This is a genomic window from Pseudomonas sp. XP2 (assembly GCF_053557975.1).
In genome coordinates this window covers 13,777-34,120 of record NZ_JBNRIK010000035.1, presented here as the reverse complement: position 1 = coordinate 34,120, position 20,344 = coordinate 13,777, and the positions used below count along the sequence as shown (strand labels likewise).

The following is a 20,344-nucleotide window of genomic DNA, read 5'->3' as shown; positions in this document are numbered from 1 at the left end:
GCATGGAGCCTATGACCCCACCCAGCGCCACCCTGGATGCCAGCAGCCAACCGGCCTGCCTGCGCATAACCGGTGACTGGACACTGGCGCACTACGCCAGCCTCAGGCGCGAGAGCGAGCAGCTACGCGCGCACTACACTGCTGACACCGTCGCCGACCTCAGCCAGCTGGGCCGCCTGGACACCGCCGGGGCCTCGCTGCTGGCCGAGCTGCTCGGCTCAGAACGCCTGTCACACTGTGCCGAGGACCTGCCCGAAGCCAGCCGCGCACTGCTCAGGAACGTCTACTGCTCGGTCCAGGACTACTGCATCCCGGTCAAGGAGCCCGAGCGCAACGTCCTGCTGATGCTGCTGGAACGCATCGGCCGTGCCGTCGGCACACTGTGGCAAGACTCCATGCAGTTGCTCGGTTTCATCGGTGTCATCCTCGAGACCCTGCTACGCCGCGCCCTGACACCGCACCGCTGGCGCCTCACGCCGGTTGTGGCACATATCGAACAGACCGGGCTGGACGCGGCCCCCATCGTCGCCTTGCTGACCTTCCTGGTGGGCGCGGTGGTGGCCTTCCTCGGTGCCACGGTACTGGCCGCATTCGGCGCGACCATTTTCACCGTGGACCTGGTGGCGTTCTCGTTCCTGCGCGAGTTCGCCGTGCTGCTGACCGCCATCCTCATGGCCGGCCGCACCGCCAGCGCTTTCACCGCGCAGATCGGCTCGATGAAGGCCAACGAGGAAATCGACGCCATCCGTACCCTGGGCCTGAACCCGATGGAGCTGCTGGTGGTGCCACGGGTACTGGCACTGCTGATTTCACTGCCCTTGCTCACCTTCATCGCGATGATCTGCGGCATTGTCGGCGGTGCAGTGGTATGCGCCCTGTCGCTGGGCATCTCGCCGGCGATGTTCCTCTCGCTGCTGCAAACCGATATAGGCGTGCAGCACTTCCTGGTGGGCTTGGCCAAGGCGCCGTTCTTCGCCTTCCTGATCGCCGCCATCGGCTGCCTCGAAGGCTTCAAGGTCAGCGGCAGCGCCGAATCGGTGGGCGCACACACCACCTCTGCGGTGGTGCAGTCGATTTTTGTGGTCATCGTCCTGGACGCCGTGGCCGCCCTGTTCTTCATGGAGATGGGCTGGTGAATGCTCGGGAAAAAGTGATCGAAGCCCGCGGCATCTGCAACCGTTTCGGCCGCCAGGTTGTGCATGAAAACCTCGACCTGGACCTTTACCGTGGCGAAATCCTGGCCGTGGTCGGTGGTTCGGGCAGCGGCAAGTCGGTACTGCTGCGCAGCATCATTGGCCTGCGCCGGCCCAATGAAGGGCTGATCAAGGTGTTCGGCCAGGACCTTGCGGGCCTGCGCGAAGAACAGCGCTCACTGGTCGAACGGCGCTTCGGCGTGCTGTTCCAGAAGGGCGCACTGTTCTCTTCGCTGACCGTCACCGAAAACGTGGCCTTGCCGTTGATCGAACACGCCGGGCTGTCCCGCGCCGATGCCGAGCACCTGGCCGGCGTCAAGCTGGCCTTGGCCGGGTTGCCAATCTCGGCCGCCGACAAGTACCCGTCCTCGCTGTCAGGGGGCATGATCAAGCGTGCAGCGCTGGCTCGCGCCTTGGCACTGGACCCGGACATCCTGTTCCTTGACGAGCCCACCGCCGGCCTGGACCCGATCGGCGCCGCCGCATTCGACCAGCTGATCCTGACGCTGCGTGATGCGCTGGGCCTGTCGGTGTTCCTCATCACCCACGACCTCGACACCCTGTACACCATTACCGACCGCATCGCGGTGCTGTCGCAAAAAAAGGTCCTGGTGGCCGGCCCGCTGGCCGAGGTCGAGCAGACCAACGACGCCTGGATTCAAGAATACTTTCACGGCCCACGCGGGCGCGCAGCCGAGCAGGCTGCCACCCGTGCCAGGCAGGAGCGCTGAGCAATGGAAACCCGAGCCCATCATGTCCTTATCGGCCTGGTCACCGTCCTGGTGGTGGCTGGTGCCATGCTGTTCGGCCTATGGCTGACCAAGTCCAGTGTCGATGACGCCTTCAAGGATTACGAAGTGGTGTTCAACGAAGCCGTTTCCGGCCTGTCGCGCGGCAGCCCGGTGCAGTACAACGGTATCAAGGTGGGTGATGTATCTACCCTGCGGCTGGACCCGAAGGACCCGCGTCGGGTACTGGCCCGGGTGCGCCTGAGCGGCGACACCCCAGTGAAAGAAGACACCCAGGCCAAGCTGACCCTGGCCGGCGTGACAGGCAACTCGTTCATCCAGCTGAGCGGCGGCACTCCGCACAGCCCTGAACTGAAGGGCAAGGACGGCAAGCTGCCAGTGATCATTGCCTCGCCGTCGCCGATCTCGCGCCTGCTCAATGACAGCAGCGATCTCGTCACCAACGTCAACCTGCTGCTGCACAACGCCAACCAGATGTTCTCGGAAGACAACATCGGCCACCTCAGCAACACCCTGGCCAACCTCGACAAGACCACCGGCGCCTTTGCCGGGCAGCACGGTGGCATCGCCGAGGCCATCGAACAGCTGGTGCAGGTGGGCAAGCAGGCCAGCGCGACCCTGGCCGAAACCCAGGCGCTGATGCACAACGCCAACGGCCTGCTCGGCAGCCAAGGCAAACAGGCGATCGGCAGCGCCGAGCAGGCCATGCAGTCACTGGCTGAAAGTACGGCAACCATCAACAACCTGCTCAAGAACAACAGCGAGGCCCTCGGCGACGGCGCACAAGGCCTGAACCAGCTAACCCCAGCCATTCGCGAGCTGCGCGAAACCCTCAACGCGCTCAAAGGCATTTCCCGGCAACTGGAGGCCGACCCGAGCGGCTACCTGCTCGGCCGCGACAACAACAAGGAGTTCCAGCCATGAAACCGTCGTTGCGCCTGCTGGCCCTGGCGGCCTCGCTGAGCCTGGCCAGTGCCTGCTCGATCCTGCCCCAGACCGAGCCCGTCGACCTCTACCGCCTGCCGGTGAACCAGCCCAGCCGCACAGCGGCGCCGCTGGACTGGTCATTGCGTCTGAACAAACCGCTGGCCAGTGAGGTGTTGGCTGGCCCGCGCATTGCCGTCATTCCCCAAGGCGATGTGGTCAGCAGTTACAAGGGCGCGCGCTGGAGCGATGCGGCCCCGGTACTGCTGCGCAACCGCCTGCTCGATGGTTTCCAGCGTGACGGCCAGGTGCAGCGCTTGAGTGCCGACGACAGCAACCTGCAGGCCGACTACGAGCTGGCTGGCGAGTTGCAGGCGTTTCAGAGTGAATACCGCCCGGGCGGGGCGGTGGAAGTGGTGATCCGCTACGATGCCCGTCTGGTTCAGGGGCGCAACCAGCGCATCCTGGCCAGCAAGCGCTTCGAGATTCGCCAGCCCCTTGCCGACAAACAGGTGTCAGCGGTGGTCGCCGGCTTTGGTCAGGCCAGCGACCAGCTGGTGAGGCAGGTGGTGAACTGGACGATTGCCCAGGCCAACCAGGATCAGTTGAAGGTTCAGGCGAAGAACCAGTAGCAGACGAAGATCGCCGCGATCACCCCGGACAACTCGGCCAGCAGTGCGCAGCCTACCGCATGGCGCACGCGCTGGATGCCCACGGCGCCAAAGTACACGGCCAGTACGTAGAAGGTGGTTTCGGTGCTGCCCTGAACCGTTGCCGCCACCAAGGCCGGGAAACTGTCCACGCCTTGGGTCTGCATGGTCTCGATCAGCATGGCCCGTGCTGCGCTGCCAGAGAACGGCTTGACTAGCGCGGTGGGCAAGCCCTCGACAAAGCGGGTGTCCAGGCCCATCCAGTTCACCGCATGACGGATACCGTCCAGGGCCAGCTCCAGGGCACCAGAGGCGCGCAGCACACCCACCGCCACCAGCATCGCCACCAGGTAGGGCAGCAGGTTCTTGGCCACATCGAAGCCTTCCTTCGCGCCTTCGACAAAGGCTTCATACACCTTCACCCGCTTCAGGGCACCTATCACCAGGAACAGCATGATCACGCCAAACAGCGTGAGGTTGCCCAGGATAGACGACAGGCTGGCCAGCGCGGCCGCCGACAAAGTGCCGAGAAAGGCCATGAACCCTCCCAGCAGCAAGGCGCCGGGGATGAAGTAGGCAAGTACCACCGGGTCCCACAGGCGCAAACGCTGCATCACTGCCACCGACAGCAGGCCGACCAGGGTCGAGACGCTGGTCGCCAGCAGGATGGGCAGAAACACCATGGTCGGGTCTGGCGCGCCCTGCTGGGCCCGGTACATGAAGATAGTGACTGGCAGCAGCGTCAGCGACGAGGCGTTGAGCACCAGGAACAGGATCTGCGCGTTACTCGCGGTGGTGCTGCTGGGGTTCAGCTCCTGCAGCGCGCGCATGGCCTTGAGCCCAATCGGCGTGGCGGCGTTGTCCAGGCCCAGACCGTTGGCGGCGAAGTTCATGGTTATCAGGCCAAGAGCCGGGTGGCCGGGCGGCACCTCCGGCATCAGGCGGGCAAACAGCGGGCCCAGCACCTTGGCCAGCCATTCGACGATACCGGCCTTCTCGGCGATCTTCAGAAAGCCCAGCCACAGGGTCAGTGTGCCGAACAGCAGCACCATCACCTCGACCGACAGCTTGGCCATGGCGAAGATGCTTTCGACCATTGCCGCGAAGATGCCAGCGTTCCCGCCTACCAGCCATTGGGCCAGGGCGGACACCGCCGCCACCAGGAAAAAGCCAAGCCAAAGGCCGTTGAGCATCCGCGTGTACCCCCTGAAAAATGCCCGAATGATAGCGTATCGCAGCCCCTGACTGGCGATCGCAGGCGAGGGCTGCGCCCTCGTATCGCGACACAAGGCCGCTCCCACAAAGATCGGTGAACGCCCGCCCTTGTGGGAGCGGCCTTGCGTCGCGATAGGGCCGCAACGCGGCCCAAGATCTCACAGACAACAAAAAGCCCCGACAGGTCGGGGCTCTTTATCAAACAGCGGTAAGGCTCAGCGCTTGGCGGTTTCGCCAGCGACTACAGCTTCCTTTTTGTCGGCCATCAGCGAGGCGTAGTACTGCTCGCCTTTGGCCGCGTCGTACATGCCTTCCCAGCGCGCGATGACCAGTGCAGCCAAGGCGTTGCCCACCACGTTCAGTGCAGTACGGGCCATGTCCATGATGCGGTCGACACCTGCGATGAAGGCCAAGCCTTCCAGCGGGATGCCTACGCTGCCCAGGGTGGCCAGCAGGACCACGAACGATACGCCCGGCACGCCGGCGATACCTTTGGAGGTGACCATCAGGGTCAGCACCAGCAGCAGCTGCTGGCTCCACGACAGGTCGATACCGTACAGCTGGGCAATAAAGATGGCCGCAATGCTCTGGTACAGGGTCGAACCGTCAAGGTTGAAGGAGTAGCCGGTCGGTACCACGAACGAACAGATCGACTTCGGTGCGCCGTACTTCTCCATCTTCTCGATCACACGCGGCAGCACGGTTTCGGAGCTGGAGGTGGAGTAGGCCAGGATCAGCTCATCTTTCATGATGCGCATGATCTTGATCACCGAGAAGCCGAACACGCGGGCTACCAGGCCCAGCACCATGAAGGCGAAGAAGGCGATGGCGAAGTACACCAGCAGCACCAGCTTGGCCAGCGGCAGCAGCGAGCTGAAGCCGAAGTTGGCCACGGTCACGGCGATCAGGGCGAACACGCCGATCGGGGCGTAGTTCATGATCATGTGGGTGACCTTGAACATGGTTTCCGATACAGCCTGGAAGGTGCGTACCAGCGGGTCACGCAGTTCTGCCTGCAGGCTAGAAAGGCCCAGGCCGAACATTACCGAGAAGAAGATGATCGGCAGCATTTCGCCACGCATCAGCGCTGCGAAGATGTTCGACGGAATCAGGTTGAGCAGGGTTTCGATGAACGCGTGCTCATGCTGCACCTCAGCCGCAGTGGCCTGGTACTTGGAGATGTCCACGGTACCCAGGGTGCTCATGTCGATGCCGGCGCCCGGGTGGAACAGGTTGGCCAGCACCAGACCCACGACGATGGCGATGGTGGTCACCACTTCGAAGTAGATGATGGTCTTCAGGCCGATACTGCCCAGTTTCTTCGCGTCGCCAACCCCGGCGATACCCACGATCAGCGACGAGATCACGATCGGGACGACGATCATCTTGATCAGGCGAATGAAGATGTCACCGGCGGGCTGGAGAACGTTGCTGATCCACCATGCCTTTTCCGCGCTGAAGTGGTTCAGCAGCGCGCCGATTGCAACGCCCAGGACCAGACCGATGACGATCTGCCAGGCGAGGCTCAGTTTTGCCTTCTTCATGTCTTTACCCTTTGTTCTAGTGGTCATGGCACCGGACGAAAACGCCCGTGACAAAGCCATAGGCCAGGTCACGGGCAGCAAATCTTCCTTCCGGCGACTTCATGTAAGGACAGCGCAGGCGAGCGACAGGGCGCTCGTGCCAGCGAAAAAGGCGGCAACTATTGCGATGGCAAAGGGGGAAATCTAATGCCGGAAACGCATACCCCATGCCGTTTACGCATATCGATTTGCACTAAAACAGAGCGTCGGCAAGTGCTTGATTTATAACGTTCGGAATCCCGAACAAGTCCAAACCGCCATATTTCGGCAGATTTGACGGTATGCAAAGCACATGAAAGATGGCCTGTTCGACAATCCGAATGGCGGAAATGACACTTGAAGAAGCGCCATCGAGGTCGAAAAAAAGTTGATGTACGGTCGAGACAAAATGTGTCTTGAGGGAAAAAACGCGCAAGGGGAGGGACGTTTCCTACATGGCTCCTCGGAAGTCAGGTCTGCAAGGTGTCCCTGTGACACCGCCGACCTGATACTTCCGATTCCGCCTTTCCTGACCCGGCCCATTGCTGGAGGCACTCCCTGTACCCCTAGGCCACTCCGGTTCTCTAGCAACCAGAACAGCCCGGCCCCTTGGTCATGTGCTGCCCCTCCTCGGGGCGGCGCATCATAGAAGGCTGAACTATAGAAAGGTTCAGCTTCTATTACGTGACAGTCGATACCCTTTCACCGCAATACCGGCAAAAAAATGCTCAGTACCAGTTAGGGTCACGTTTGAGCTGCTCCTGCAGCATCGCCTTCATGCCGTCATCGGGTTTGCCCAGCCAGCGGTACTGCGCATGGCGAGTGGGCGATTTGTCGCTGGGCAAACCCTCGGGTACCTCCACGAGCATCCCGTAGGCATCATCCTTGTCCCAGCTGAAGGCCACGATCAGCCGCTTGTAGGTGCAGTTGTCCTGTTTTTCACACAGGGGGCCGACCAAGTATTTGTCGCCGTCTTCGGTAACGGCAGACATCTGCTGCTGGGCACTACCGGTCAGATTGACTACCCAATCGGGCAGTCGTTCCTCGCCCTTGATCGTGTCCTGCCAGGTATCCCGATACTCCGGGTCCGAGCCGAGCAACTGGTCGACCCGGACCTGGCCGTCATTGGCCGCCATGGCCGCCGCGCTGCCGCCCAGCAACAGGGCGGCGGCAAGGGCCGAACAAAGCTTCCTGCTCATCTTCAACCTCGTCCACGTCCAAAGAAGAAGGAGGCTACGAACAACACCAGGAAGACAATGAACAGGATCTTGGCGATACCCGTCGCAGCGCCCGCTATACCACCGAAGCCCAGTACGGCAGCGACAATGGCGATGATGAGGAAAGTGATAGCCCAGCTCAGCATGGTAGTTCTCCTTTCTTTTTGCGGAATCGATCGGGTCGGCAGGTCAGAAAACCCAGCGGTCCCGGGGTACGACATTTTCCAGGGTGGCCGGTGAGGCAGTGGCCTGGCCCGCTGGCAGGCGGTCAGCCGCCTGGACCAGGGTGTTGGCACGGGTTGCCTGAATTTGCGTCAACAGGGCAGTTTGAGCTGCCACCTGGTCAGCCAGACGCGCTGTCTGCCAGCTGTAATAGAAGAGGCCAGCAGCCAAGGTCAGCAGCAGCGCCATGCCAAGCGTGAGCATCTGGCGCAAAGGCAGTGCGGCGATCTGTGAGCGGTTGACGGATTGGCGGTTCATGCCGGCTCCTCCTGCTGTAATTTTTGTTCAAACCTGAACAGGTAATTGCAGCCTGCATGCCAGCCTTTTGATTTAATTAAAATGCTTATAAATCAATCACTTACATAATCATCAAGTGAACCGCGAGGACGTATCCTGCACGATGTCGCCTGCAGGGTCGTGCGAATTGCACGATCATCCCTCAACCTTGGTCGCCACCTTGAGCAGGTCGGCATCTACCCCGCGTACGCCGATGATCTGCCGGGCGATCTCCACGGCGATGGTTTTCTGCTCAGCGCTGACCACCTCACCCGACAGCCTGACCATCCCCGATTCGCTGGCCACCTTCAGGTTCAGGCCATCGAGGTTGCGGCTGAAGCGGTAGCTGCTCTGGATCTTGTCGATGATCCAGCTGTCACTGGGCTTCGGCCCGGTTGGCGCCCCCACCGGCGTTTCCCGCGCCTTGGCCATGGCGGCGGTATCGAGGCTGATCAGGTTATTGACCAAGTGCACGCCGTCGGTGGTACGCGCCACCACGCCTGCCAGCTCCTTGGCTTCGGCACTGTCGACCCTGCCGCGCAACGTCACCACGCCGTCGCTGCTCTGTACTTCTATAGGTGCTTTTTCGGTGGTGCGGCTCCACAACAGCCGGGCGCGGATCACCGCCGCCAGGGTGGCGTCCTCCAGGCGCTGGGCATAGGCACGCTGCTCCAGCGGGCGCTCGACCAGTTGGGCATTGACCTGCAACTGGTTCTCAACGTGTTCGATGCCCCGGGTGGCCCGGGCCACATCTTCGGCCAGCTGCCGCTCGACCTCGCTCTCCACCTCACCGGAAAGCCGCGCCTGCTTGCCGTCCACTTCAACCTTTATACGGAATGGGTCGAGCATGCGGTTCAGTGTCAGGGCGGTTTGCAGGGCACCTTCCAGGCGCGCGTCCTGCACCGGGTCGGCCACGGCCGGGGTGAAAATTGGCAGCAGGGTGGCTGCCAAAACGGCAGTACGCAGGGAAAAGGGCATGGCTGTTCCTCCTTCGTAGGCAAAATCTGAAAAACATCGCAACCAATGTGCCAGTGCGTGCCTCTAAGTAAATCATTGGCAAATAGCGGTTTTTACGTATCGTTTGGCCGTTGGCTAGCATGCAAAGGACAGAATCCTTCAGAATTGACCATGCAACTTGCCCGATTTTTCCCACACTAAATAAAGATCTATCCCTAAGGAGCACAGGAAATGGAATCAGCCCAGGACAACCAAGGCCGCATTCTGCTGGTGGATGACGAGTCCGCGATCCTGCGCACCTTCCGCTACTGCCTGGAAGACGAGGGATACAGCGTGGCCACGGCCAACAGCGCCGCCCAGGCCGAAACCTTGCTGCAGCGACAGGTATTCGACCTGTGCTTCCTCGATTTACGCCTCGGTGAAGACAACGGCCTCGATGTGCTGGCGCAGATGCGTATCCAGGCCCCGTGGATGCGCGTGGTGATCGTTACCGCGCACTCGGCGATCGACACTGCGGTAGACGCGATTCAGGCCGGCGCTGCCGACTACCTGGTCAAACCGTGCAGCCCCGACCAGTTGCGCCTGGCCACGGCCAAGCAACTGGAGGTGCGCCAGCTTTCAGCGCGCCTGGAAGCCCTGGAAGGTGAAGTCCGCAAACCCAAGGACGGCCTCGACTCCCATAGCCCGGCCATGATGGCGGTGCTTGAAACCGCCCGCCAGGTCGCCACCACCGACGCCAACATCCTCATCCTGGGCGAGTCCGGCACCGGTAAGGGCGAGCTGGCACGGGCGATCCATGGCTGGAGCAAGCGTGCACGCAAAGCCTGCGTGACCATCAACTGCCCGTCGCTTAACGCCGAGCTGATGGAAAGCGAGCTGTTCGGCCATACCCGTGGCGCCTTCACCGGCGCGAGCGAAAGCACCTTGGGGCGGGTCAGCCAGGCAGATGGTGGCACGCTGTTCCTCGACGAGATCGGCGATTTCCCGCTGACCTTGCAGCCCAAACTGCTGCGCTTCATCCAGGACAAGGAATACGAACGCGTAGGCGACCCGGTCACCCGACGTGCAGATGTGCGTATTCTGGCCGCTACCAACCTGAACCTCGAAGAGATGGTGCGCGAAAGCCGCTTCCGTGAAGACCTGCTGTACCGCCTGAACGTCATCACACTGCACCTGCCACCGCTGCGCGAGCGCAGTGAGGACATCCTCACCCTGGCGGACCGCTTCCTTGCCCGCTTCGTCAAGGAATACTCCCGCCCCGCTCGCGGGTTCAGTGACGAGGCACGCTCGGCCCTGCTCAACTACCGATGGCCTGGCAACATTCGTGAACTGCGCAACGTGGTGGAACGGGCCAGCATCATTTGCCCGCAGGAACGCGTGGAAATCAGCCATCTGGGCATGGGCGAACAACCCGCCAGCAATGCCCCGCGCGTGGGCGCCGCCCTGAGCCTGGATGAGCTGGAGCGCGCCCATATCGGCGCCGTGCTGGCCGCCAGCGACACCCTGGACCAAGCCGCCAAGACCTTGGGCATCGATGCTTCAACCCTGTACCGCAAGCGCAAGCAGTACAACCTATGAAGTGGCCACCCATGAAGCTGCGCACGCGGCTTTTCCTCAGCATCTCGGCGCTGGTGACCGTGGCATTGCTAGGGCTCCTGCTGGGCCTGGTCAGCGTGCTGCAGATGGCCACAGTGCAACAGCAGCTGGTGCGTGAAACCACCCATGCCCTGGAAGTGGGCCTGAAGTTGCGCCAGAACCTGGGCGAACAGCTGACCCTGATCCTGGATGAAGACACCGCCCCGGAAAGCCTGCGGCTGCTACAGGAAAACTTCCAGGCCCTGCTCAATCAAGGGCTGGAGCAAGGCGGTGAACGCACCGGTTTCAGCAAGGCCAGCAGCAATTACCAGGCCTTCCTCCAGGCCTATCGCGACAGCGCCGCACCCGCTCGCAGCATGGGTCTCGATCAGCCGTTGGGGGCCGCATTCAACCAGGTCCGCAGCGACCTGATCGATTCCCACAGGCAGGCATTGGACCTGATTACCCGTAGCGAGGAACGCACCCGTGACCGAGCCTTGCTGGTCAGCGGTGTACTGGGCCTGATGGGCCTGGTGGTGCTGGTACTGGGCTTTATCACCGCGCACAACATCGCCCGGCGTTTCGGCCAGCCGATCGAAGCCTTGGCCAAGGCGGCCGACCAGCTGGGCAAAGGCAATTTCGACGTCACCTTGCCGGTCACTCAGGCGTCCGAGCTCAACCAGCTGACCCGTCGCTTTGGCCTGATGGCCGATGCCTTGCGCAAGCACCAGGCCACCAACGTTGACGAACTGCTGGCTGGTCAGCAACGTCTACAGGCCGTGCTCGACAGCATTGACGACGGTCTGCTGATCATCGACCGCCAAGGCCGCCTCGAGCACCTCAACCCGGTAGCGCAGCGCCAGCTGGGCTGGAACGACAGCCGCGTCGGCAGCAGCCTCGCAGAAGCCTTGCAGCGCCCCGAGCTTGAGCAACAGCTGCGCCAGGTGCTACGCGGGGGCAACCTCGACCGCCCACCTGACGATTTGAACATGGAGGTTGATGAAGAATCACGCCTGCTCACCTACAGCCTGACCCCGGTCAGCCACCCGCAGGGGCCAATCCTGGGTGCGGTGATGGTGCTGCACGATGTGACCGAGCAAAGGGCCTTCGAGCGGGTGCGCAGCGAGTTCGTGCTGCGCGCCTCCCACGAACTGCGTACCCCGGTGACTGGCATGCACATGGCCTTCGGCCTGTTGCGCGAGCGGGTAAAATTCCCGCCCGAGGCGCGCGAGAACGACCTGTTGGAAACCATCGGCGAAGAAATGCAGCGCCTGACCCAGCTGATCAACGACCTGCTGAACTTCTCGCGCTACCAGAGCGGGCTGCAGAAGCTGGACCTGGCCCCATGCTCCCTCGACGAGCTGCTTGAGCGGGCGCGACTGCGGTTTGCGGAGCAGGCAGCGCACAAGCAGATCGAATTGACCATGGAACTGGAAGCGCCGCTGCCGCGCATCCAGGCCGATGCCGCCCAGCTGGACCGCGTGCTGGACAACCTGCTGCACAACGCCGTCCGCCATACTGCCAACGGCGGGCGTATCCGCCTGCATGCCCGGCGGCATGCGGAACGGGTCATCATCAGTGTCGAGGACAACGGCGAGGGCATCGCCTATGGGCAGCAGGGGCGCATCTTCGAACCCTTCGTGCAGGTAGGTCGCAAGAAAGGCGGCGCTGGGCTGGGGCTGGCATTGTGCAAGGAGATCGTCCAGCTGCACGGCGGTCGCATGGGTGTATTTTCCCGACCGGGGCAGGGGACCCAGTTCTACATGGCGTTGCCGGTCTGAATGCGGTAACGCGCCTATACCCGCCGCGGGAGGTGCCCGCGGGTCACCAGCTCGGCAAATTGCCGGGCGTTCAGAGGCCGGGCAAACAGCCAGCCCTGGCCATAGTTGACCCCCTCGCTGTTCAGCAGCACCGCCTGGTCCTCGAACTCGATCCCTTCGGCGATCACCCGCAGGTGCAGGTCATGGGCCATGCGGATGATATGGGGGGCAACGCCGCTGCTGGCGGCATCATGGCCCAGGGCATCGATGAACGCCTTGTCGATTTTCAGGCAGTCCACCGGCAAGGTCTGCAGGTAGGCCAGGCTGCAATAACCCGTACCAAAATCGTCGATCAGCACCTGATGCCCCACGGCGCGCAGCGCCTGCAGGTTGTCACGGGCTACCACCACATCGATCAGGCCACGCTCGGTCACCTCAAAGGCAATCTGGCTGGGCGCCACTCGATGCAAGGCCAACAGGCGGGCCGCCACCCGACCAATACGCGGCACCATCACATCGCATGCCGCCAGGTTTATCGATATGTACAGTTTGGGGTGCGAGCGCAGTAGCTGTCCAAGCTGTTCAAGCACCCGTTGCAGGACAAAATCGGTGATCTGGCGAATCTGCCCGGTGTTCTCCGCCAGCGGAATAAACAAGTCCGGGCTGGTCAGGGTGCCGTCCGGTCGACGCCAGCGCACCAGCGCCTCGGCACCCACGCAACGCCGGCTGTCGAGCTCGATGATTGGCTGATAGAGCACCTGCAGCTCGCCACGGCGCAAGGCATTCTGCAACTCCGAGCTCATCGACCGTCGTTGCAGGATCAACTGGAGTACCAGCCAACCGATGCAGCAGGCCGCCAGCACGCTACCGGGGAACAGCAACCAGAGCATGCCGTTCATCCTCAGCGGCAGGCTCGCCCTCGGGGCTATCAGCACCAGCTGGTAATCCGGCGACTTGGTCGGCATTCGGTAGATCAGCCGATCACTGAGTTCCAGCAATGACTTGTGGCCGTTCGACCATGCGGAGGGCGGTGGCCATACCTGGGGCGGGCCGAGTACCGGAATGGCCCGGGCACCGTTGTCCAGCACCACCACCAGGCTGCCGCCCGGGGGCAGATCGACCACGTCGGTCAGGTGCCCGCGCGAGGTGGAGACCACGAACTTGCCCCGGCCCAGCATGAGTGCAGCCAGGTTCTCGTTGGGTTCGGTGGTGGTGTTCAACCAGTAGCTGTAGGTCGGCCCCTGAATGTCGGGTGCCCGCAGAGGTTCGAACGCCCGCTCATCGCCACGGTTGGAGCAGGCGACATCACCGTCCACATAAGCCGCTTCATAAATGAACCGCGAGCTCAGGCCCACTTGTTGCAACGCCGCCAGCATCGCCGGGCTGCAGCCACGCAAGGGCTGCGCCTGCAACAGGTCGACCCCTTCACGCAACTGGCCAAACACTTGTTCGAGGCGGTCGAGAAATCGCTCGCCCTGGGCGTTCATCTGCTCGCTCTCGCTTTGCTTCATCTGTTGCAGGGCAATGCCAATGCTGGCAGAGAGCAACAGGGCGGCGCTGGCCAGCGCTGCCAAGGAGGCCAGCATCCAGGGACGGTAAAAAATTTGGCGCAGCAGGGTGATGATGGCTGACATCAAAGGCATCCAGTTGATAACTAAGGTATAGCAACTGAATCGAGAATCACCCTCACCGTTTGGCGCTTATCCGCAGTTTACGCAGGCCTTTGCAGGAGCGGCCTTGTCGCGAACGGGCTGCAAAGCCCCCGGGATCTCAGCTTTTGCCTGGTCACCGGGGCCGCTTTGGGGCCCGTTCGCGACACAAGGCCGCTCCTGCAGGGCTCAGCGCATGCGGTTAAGCACCTGCAGCATCGCTGCCGTCTGCGCATCCGGCATGCCGTCGAAGCGCTGAGGGCGGAAGCGCATCTGGAACGCGGCAATCACATGCCGGGTGGCCACATCCAGCACCCCGGTCTGCTCGATTTGATAGCCAAACCGCACCAGCTCCTGCTGGTACCAGCCAATGCCTGGCGGGTTGACGCTGAAGTAGGCCTGCTGCCGCGCCACAGCGTTGGCATCCGGCCAGATACCCAGCCCGGCATCAGCCAGGCGCTTCCACGGGAACAGCGGCCCCGGGTCCAGCTTGCGCAACGGGGCAATATCGCTGTGGCCGATGATGTGCCGCGGCTCGATGTTGTTGCGTTTGACAATGTCCTTGAGCAGCGCGATCAGCGATTGCACCTGCGCTTCGCTGTAAGGGTGCCAGACCCGGCCGTTCGGTGTGTCGGTAAACCCCGGATTGACGATCTCGATCCCAATGGACGAGGAGTTCAGCCAGGTGCGCCCCTGCCACTGGCTGTCACCGGCATGCCAGGCACGGCGGTTCTCATCCACCAGTTGATACACCGTCGCCGGGCCGTCGCCGATCAGGTAATGGCTGCTGACCTCACCATGGGTAAGCAACGCCAGGGAGCGCTCCAGCGAAGCATTGGTGTAATGCAGGACAACGAACTGGATGCGGTTGTCCTGGTTGGCCGAGGGGTGGCTGCGGTCAATGCGCAGGCCCGTCGAGCAACCGGCGATAGACAACAGCAGAAAGGGGATCAGCGTTTTTTTTAGCGTAGAAAGCACGTCAGTGGCCTCAGCGAATCAGCGCTACAGTATAACGTGCTCCCCATGGCCGCGCTTACCGTGGGTCAGTGTTTGCAGGCTAGCCCTGTTCGACCAGGTTGCGGCCCTGCTCCTTGGCCCGGTACAGCGCCGCATCGGCGCGCTTGAGTACCTGGTCGGCGCGCTCCCCGGAGCGAAAAGCAGCCAGGCCGATGGAGGTGGTAATGACCACCCGCTCGCCCTTGAAGTGGAACGGGCAGGCTTCCACCGTGGCCCGCATGACTTCCGCCACTTGGGCAGCGGCAGCCGGCGACCTCTGAGGGAGCAGCAGGACGAATTCCTCACCACCGAAACGGGCGATGAAGTCACGACCCTGCAGGCGCTTGCGTAACTGGTCCGCAACAATCTTCAGTACCTTGTCACCCGCCAGGTGCCCATAACTGTCGTTGATGCGTTTGAAGTGATCCAGGTCGAGGATAGCCATGGCCAGATGGCCGCCGTTCTCTTGCCATTCGACCATTTCGCGCTCTACCCGCTCACTCCAGGCCGCGCGGTTGGGCAGGCCGGTCAGGGGGTCAAGCAGGGCTTTCTGGCGCTGCTCTTCCAGGTGCTCGCGGTAACCGAGCGCTTCGTGCTCCATGTTTGCCACCCGCTCGGACAGGCCTTGCAGGCGCCCCGCCAGCTCTTGCTCGCGGCGATCCCGTTCGTGCTTGTGCTCGTCCATGGTGACCAGCAGGCCTTCCAGGCGGTTTTCCAGGATGTGCTTGAGGCTATCGACGTCAGCGGCGCCCTGCACACTGGTTTGCAACCCATCGACATGCTCACGCAACTGGGTATCCAGCTCGCGAGCGGCAAAGCTGTTGTCGGCGTGGCCGGCGCTGGCCTCGTGCAGGTGGCTCTGGAACCCTTCCAGGCGCTCATTGAGCTGTTGCAGATAAGTTTCGAATTCGTGCTGGCCACTGTCAGTGATCGCCAGCATGAGCACGGCAAGGTCATCCAGCACCGGGATCAGCTCGTACCAGTTCAGGCCACGGGCAACTCGCTCGCGCATTTCCAGCGCCTGAGCCTTGTGCCGTTCGGGCAGGCTCAGGTCATCGAGCAGGCCGATCAGGGTCTTTTCGATGTGCGCCGCAACCTGGCTGTACGGCGGTTCAACCGCGTAGGGCAGGGCATAGGGGCCGTCTTCGCCGAAGGTTTCTTCGAGCGTGGGTGCCGGCTGTGCTTCTGCCAGAGGTTCGCTGACGTCAGCCCCCAGGTCGGGCGCATCATCCTGCGGCAGCTGGGCGGCTGATGTTTCAATTGTTTCAATCAGCGCCGGGCCAGACACCTCCCGATCCGGTTCGGGCAACCCGATCGCTTCGGCGGCCGAAGCGGAAAGCGGTTGCAGCGCATCCACATCGTCACGCTGCGGGGCTTCGGTACTGGCCTGTACAGCCTGGGGCGCCTCAGCTACAGGCACCGGCACCGGCACAGGCTCGCCTTGTGGGTCGTCCTCACGGCTGCCAAACAACCGTTGCAAAAAGCCGGGCCGGGCTTCGTCCGCCTGTTTGCCAAGGGCCGACAGTGCAAGCCCCTGCAGGCCGCTCAGCTCGCCCAACAGCGGCGGCAGATCGCGGGACTGGGCAACCCCACCATCGAGTTTTTTTGCCAGCTTTTTCAACGGCCGCGAGATATCGCTGGGCAGCGGTAAGCCTTGCAGCTGGCCGACCAGCGCGGCCAACGCATCGCTGACCTGATTCATGCGGGTTTCCCGGCGCTGTTCGGAGTCCAGCACCGCTTTTTCCAGGCGCGGAATCAACCCGGCGAGGCCAGCATCCATGTTGTCGCTGCGAATAACCTCGCGCATCTCCTTCATGCACGCGTCCACCACCTTGTCACTGCCTTCGGCAGCCAGGGTGCTGCGCACCAGACCACGACGCAGCAGGTCGAGACGGGCGTCCCAGCGGCGTTCGAGCTTTTCTTGCTGCTCGATGCTTTTAAGGTATTTTTCTTTCCAGCGCTCAGCGTCTTCAGTCATGCCGGGGTCCGCAAACGGTGATGGCAATTAGCTCAAGGCCGGCAGCGTATCCACAGTCAATGCATCAGGCAATCGAATCTCGACAGCAACGGGAAGGTGGTCGGAAATTGGCCGCGCCAACACCTCGACACGCTCCAGCGTGAGGCTTGGGCTGAGCAGGATATGGTCCAGGCAACGCTGCGGACGCCAGCTGGGGAAGGTTGCCTCGACTTGCGGGGCAATCAGGCCCAGATCGCGCAACGGCGAGTGCTCCAGCAGGTCGGCGGCATGGGTATTCATGTCGCCCATCAGCACCTGGTGGCGGTAACGGCCAATCAGCTCGCGGATGTAACCCAGTTGCAGGGCGCGGGTCTTGGCTCCTAGCGCCAAGTGCATCATCACCACGATCAGGGCGTCTTCACCTTCACCAAAACGCACCAGGATCGCCCCACGGCCGGCCGGGCCGGGCAACGGGTGATCTTCGAGCAGTTGCGGCTTCAGCCGGCTGAGAACGCCATTGCTGTGCTGGGCAAAACGCCCAAAGTTGCGGTTGAGCTGCTGATACCAATAAGGGAAGGCCCCCAGTTGGGCAAGGTGTTCGACCTGGTTGACGTAGCCCGAGCGCATGCTGCCACCGTCGGCTTCCTGCAAGGCCACCAGGTCGAAGTCGGCCAGCAATTCACCAATCTTCTGCAGGTTGCCGGCACGCCCGTTGTGCGGCAGCAAGTGCTGCCAGCTGCGGGTCAGGTAATGCCGGTAGCGCTCGGTGCTGATGCCGACCTGAATGTTGAAACTGAGCAGCCGCAGTCGACCATCCTCGGGCAGGCCGGAGGCCTGCAGGTGATGCTCGTTGACCTGCGGCTGGTGCAGGCCAATGCCACGCGTGGTTCTGAAGCGGGGCATGGGTTACGCCGCCTACTTGGCGGCGCGCTCCTTGGCGATCAGTTGGTCGGCGACGTCCAGCACCTCTTTCGGCCCGCCTGCGGTACCCAGGTCGAAGCGGTACTTGCCGTTGACGACCATGCTCGGTACGCCGGTGATTTCATACTTCTTCGCCAGTTCCTTGGCCTGGTTGACCTGGCCCTTGATGGCGAACGAGTTGAAGGTGGCCAGGAACTTGTCCTTGTCCACACCTTGGGTGGCGAGGAAGTCAGCCATGTCCTGCGGGTCGGTCAGGCGCTTTTTCTGGTTCTGGATGGCGTCGAACACCGCGGCGTGCACCTTGTGCTCGACGCCCATGGCTTCGAGGGTCAGGAACATCTGGCCATGAGCGTCCCATGGGCCGCCAAACATGGCCGGTACGCGCTTGAAGTTGACATCCTGTGGCAGTTTTTCAACCCAGGGGTTGATGACCGGCTCGAAGTGGTAGCAATGTGGGCAGCCGTACCAGAACAGCTCGACCACTTCGATCTTGCCAGGCACGGAAACCTGAACAGGGTTGCTCAGCTCGAAGTATTCCTTGCCAGCAACAGGCTCGGCGGCCTGGACGGCAGTCATACCAAATACGCTGGCAGCGACCAGCGCGGCGCTGAGAATCAGTTTACGCATGCTTTACTCCTGAGCAGTCATAGGTCGCCACGACCCTACCTGCACTGAGACAGGCCGGGAAGGGATCGAGTTCTGTAGTGTAACGGCTGCGGACTGAAAAAAGGGCGGCCCGGCCGCCCTTTCATCATTGGCCTACAACATTAACCGAAAGTTAATGCAGGCCCTGGATGTAGCTGGCCAACGCCTCGATGTCGTGGTTGCTCAGCTTGCCGGCAATGGTGCGCATGGTCATGGCATCACCATCGTTGGTGCGGTTGCCTTCGCGGAAGTCCGTGAGCTGCTTGGTCACGTACTGCGAGTGCTGGCCGCTCAGGTGCGGGAAGCCGGCCAAAGCAATACCTGCGCCGTTGGGGGAGTGGCAACCGGTGCAGGCAGGCATGCCTTTCTCCAGGTCGCCGCCATTGAACAGCGCACGGCCACGTTCGACCAGCTTGGGATCGGCGGCACCCACGCTGCCTTTCTGGCTGGAGAAATAGGCGGCGATGTCGGCAAGGTCCTGGTCGTTGAACGCGGCCAGCATGCCGGTCATCTCCAGCACCGTGCGCTTGCCCGACTTGATATCGTGCAGTTGTTTTTCAAGGTAACGCTGGCCTTGGCCGGCCAGTTTAGGGAAGTTCGGTGCCAGGCTATTGCCGTCGGGGTTGTGGCAGGCGCCACAGACGGCCGTCTTGGCCTGACCGGCGGCGGCATCGCCCTTGACAGTTTGCGCAGCAGTGGCCGCACCTGCGACACCCAGGGTCAACAGCAGACTCACGACTAGTTTGTTCATCAGCTAATCCAACACGGCTAAGGGTGAAATGTTATGTATCGGGACTGCCGCTCATCCAAAGGATGACCAAACGGTAGTCCTCGGCACTGCAGTCCATGCACAATCCACGCGGCGGCATAGCCTTGAAACCCTGGGTCACGTGCTTCACCAGTACATCCATGCCTTGCGCCAGCCTTGGCTCCCATGCTGCCCGGTCACCCTGTCTGGGTGCCTGTGGCAACTGCCCGGTGTGACAGGCCGCACACGTGCGGTTGTACAACACCTCGGGATCCTGTGTAGCCTGTGCGCTGAAAACCGGCAGGAACATACCGACAGCAAGCAGCCATTTCGCCATGCGGAACGACCTTCAGGGTTGGGGGCCGCGCTGCGTTCTGATGCGCGAGCTATTGTTCGACACCCCATGCCCGTTCTCCTTCGCTGGGAGAATGAGCACACAAAAACTGGGGCATTATATACTTCCGCCATCCAAACGGAAACGACACCGCTTGCCAGGCTCGGGCCTTCAGAGTCAGGCAACACCCACATCGGATATCCCATGCAAGTCAAGAACCCCATCCTCGGCCTCTGCCAGAAAGCCACATTCGCCCTCAGCGCTGCCAAGGTCGAACAATGCCCGGACGACCAGGGTTACGAGGTGGCTTTTGCCGGCCGCTCCAATGCCGGCAAATCCAGCGCCCTCAACACCCTGACCCATGCCAGCCTGGCGCGCACCTCGAAAACCCCCGGGCGCACCCAACTGCTGAATTTCTTCAGTCTGGACGATGAACGGCGTTTGGTCGACCTGCCGGGCTACGGTTATGCAAAAGTGCCGATCCCGCTCAAGCAACACTGGCAAAAACACCTGGAAGCCTACCTGGGCAGCCGTGAGTGCCTGCGCGGCGTGATCCTGATGATGGACGTGCGCCACCCGATGACCGACTTCGACAAAATGATGCTCGACTGGGCCAAGGCCAGCCATATGCCCATGCATATTCTGCTGACCAAAGCCGACAAGCTGACCCACGGCGCGGGCAAGAACACCCTGCTGAAAGTGCAGTCGGAAATCCGCAAGGGCTGGGGCGATGGCGTGACCATCCAGCTGTTCTCGGCACCCAAGCGCCTGGGCGTGGAAGACGCCTACCGCGT

At 62.2% G+C, this 20,344-nt stretch carries 19 protein-coding genes and 1 pseudogene; 7 read left to right on the top strand and 13 right to left on the bottom strand.

Features of this window, described 5'->3' with window-relative positions; genetic code table 11:
• Positions 1-2 precede the first annotated feature (2 nt).
• The 4 genes from ACK1VC_RS26365 to ACK1VC_RS26350 are packed head-to-tail and all read left to right on the top strand — an operon-like array spanning position 3 to position 3,498.
• The gene (locus ACK1VC_RS26365; protein ID WP_145913503.1) at positions 3-1,136 is read left to right on the top strand and encodes an ABC transporter permease; all 1,134 of its coding nucleotides are present in this window, start codon (positions 3-5) and stop codon (positions 1,134-1,136) included.
• Positions 1,133-1,924, top strand: a complete 792-nt coding sequence (locus tag ACK1VC_RS26360; protein ID WP_016484293.1) for an ABC transporter ATP-binding protein — start codon at positions 1,133-1,135, stop codon at positions 1,922-1,924. Before ACK1VC_RS26365 ends, ACK1VC_RS26360 begins: the two co-directional genes overlap by 4 nt.
• 3 nt (positions 1,925-1,927) lie before the next feature.
• A complete protein-coding gene (locus tag ACK1VC_RS26355) occupies positions 1,928-2,866 on the top strand; it encodes an MlaD family protein (protein ID WP_191087141.1) in 939 nt (312 codons plus the stop codon).
• Positions 2,863-3,498: an ABC-type transport auxiliary lipoprotein family protein gene (locus tag ACK1VC_RS26350; protein WP_191087140.1), complete on the top strand. Its 636-nt coding sequence runs from the start codon at positions 2,863-2,865 to the stop codon at positions 3,496-3,498. Before ACK1VC_RS26355 ends, ACK1VC_RS26350 begins: the two co-directional genes overlap by 4 nt.
• Here the strand turns inward: ACK1VC_RS26350 and ACK1VC_RS26345 are convergent.
• From ACK1VC_RS26345 to ACK1VC_RS26320, 6 genes are all read right to left on the bottom strand, one after another.
• On the bottom strand, positions 3,480-4,709 hold the full coding sequence (locus ACK1VC_RS26345; protein WP_060519857.1) for a nucleoside recognition domain-containing protein: 1,230 nt from the start codon (positions 4,707-4,709) through the stop codon (positions 3,480-3,482). The genes ACK1VC_RS26350 and ACK1VC_RS26345 overlap by 19 nt on opposite strands.
• A gap of 237 nt (positions 4,710-4,946) precedes the next feature.
• Positions 4,947-6,275: a glutamate/aspartate:proton symporter GltP gene (gene gltP, locus ACK1VC_RS26340; RefSeq protein ID WP_016484289.1), complete on the bottom strand. Its 1,329-nt coding sequence runs from the start codon at positions 6,273-6,275 to the stop codon at positions 4,947-4,949.
• A gap of 746 nt (positions 6,276-7,021) precedes the next feature.
• On the bottom strand, positions 7,022-7,492 hold the full coding sequence (locus tag ACK1VC_RS26335; protein ID WP_016484287.1) for an inhibitor of vertebrate lysozyme family protein: 471 nt from the start codon (positions 7,490-7,492) through the stop codon (positions 7,022-7,024).
• Positions 7,493-7,494: 2 nt separating this feature from the next.
• The gene (locus ACK1VC_RS26330; protein ID WP_003252966.1) at positions 7,495-7,656 is read right to left on the bottom strand and encodes a DUF1328 domain-containing protein; all 162 of its coding nucleotides are present in this window, start codon (positions 7,654-7,656) and stop codon (positions 7,495-7,497) included.
• 43 nt (positions 7,657-7,699) lie between these two features.
• Complete coding sequence (locus ACK1VC_RS26325; protein WP_016484286.1) at positions 7,700-7,990, bottom strand: hypothetical protein; 291 nt, start codon at positions 7,988-7,990, stop codon at positions 7,700-7,702.
• A gap of 174 nt (positions 7,991-8,164) precedes the next feature.
• Positions 8,165-8,986 (bottom strand): BON domain-containing protein, encoded by an 822-nt coding sequence (locus ACK1VC_RS26320; RefSeq protein ID WP_191087139.1) that lies wholly within the window; start codon positions 8,984-8,986, stop codon positions 8,165-8,167.
• A 210-nt stretch (positions 8,987-9,196) separates the two neighbouring features.
• Between ACK1VC_RS26320 and algB the strand changes: the two genes are divergently transcribed.
• Positions 9,197-10,543 (top strand): sigma-54-dependent response regulator transcription factor AlgB, encoded by a 1,347-nt coding sequence (gene algB / locus ACK1VC_RS26315; protein ID WP_016484284.1) that lies wholly within the window; start codon positions 9,197-9,199, stop codon positions 10,541-10,543.
• Positions 10,540-12,321: a KinB sensor domain-containing domain gene (locus ACK1VC_RS26310; protein WP_191087138.1), complete on the top strand. Its 1,782-nt coding sequence runs from the start codon at positions 10,540-10,542 to the stop codon at positions 12,319-12,321. Before algB ends, ACK1VC_RS26310 begins: the two co-directional genes overlap by 4 nt.
• Before the next feature lie 14 nt (positions 12,322-12,335).
• Here ACK1VC_RS26310 and ACK1VC_RS26305 read toward each other — a convergent pair whose 3' ends face one another.
• The 7 genes and pseudogenes from ACK1VC_RS26305 to ACK1VC_RS26275 form a co-directional block, all read right to left on the bottom strand.
• Positions 12,336-13,934, bottom strand: coding sequence for an EAL domain-containing protein (locus tag ACK1VC_RS26305; protein WP_016484282.1), 1,599 nt, complete (start codon positions 13,932-13,934; stop codon positions 12,336-12,338).
• Positions 13,935-14,138: 204 nt separating this feature from the next.
• The gene (locus tag ACK1VC_RS26300; protein WP_191087137.1) at positions 14,139-14,927 is read right to left on the bottom strand and encodes an N-acetylmuramoyl-L-alanine amidase; all 789 of its coding nucleotides are present in this window, start codon (positions 14,925-14,927) and stop codon (positions 14,139-14,141) included.
• Positions 14,928-15,006: 79 nt separating this feature from the next.
• Positions 15,007-16,923 (bottom strand): GGDEF domain-containing protein, encoded by a 1,917-nt coding sequence (locus tag ACK1VC_RS26295; RefSeq protein WP_197884360.1) that lies wholly within the window; start codon positions 16,921-16,923, stop codon positions 15,007-15,009.
• A gap of 27 nt (positions 16,924-16,950) precedes the next feature.
• A pseudogene (locus tag ACK1VC_RS26290) lies at positions 16,951-17,783 on the bottom strand (endonuclease/exonuclease/phosphatase family protein).
• 34 nt (positions 17,784-17,817) lie between these two features.
• Positions 17,818-18,450 (bottom strand): thiol:disulfide interchange protein DsbA, encoded by a 633-nt coding sequence (gene dsbA / locus ACK1VC_RS26285; RefSeq protein ID WP_016484278.1) that lies wholly within the window; start codon positions 18,448-18,450, stop codon positions 17,818-17,820.
• Between the two features lie 151 nt (positions 18,451-18,601).
• Positions 18,602-19,219, bottom strand: a complete 618-nt coding sequence (locus tag ACK1VC_RS26280) for a c-type cytochrome (protein ID WP_016484277.1) — start codon at positions 19,217-19,219, stop codon at positions 18,602-18,604.
• A gap of 31 nt (positions 19,220-19,250) precedes the next feature.
• Positions 19,251-19,553 carry a c-type cytochrome gene (locus ACK1VC_RS26275; protein WP_016484276.1) on the bottom strand — a complete coding sequence of 101 codons (303 nt, stop codon included), beginning with the start codon at positions 19,551-19,553 and terminating at the stop codon, positions 19,251-19,253.
• A 201-nt stretch (positions 19,554-19,754) separates the two neighbouring features.
• Between ACK1VC_RS26275 and yihA the strand changes: the two genes are divergently transcribed.
• The coding region (gene yihA / locus ACK1VC_RS26270; RefSeq protein ID WP_449118147.1) for a ribosome biogenesis GTP-binding protein YihA/YsxC at positions 19,755-20,344 on the top strand (590 nt) is incomplete at its 3' end.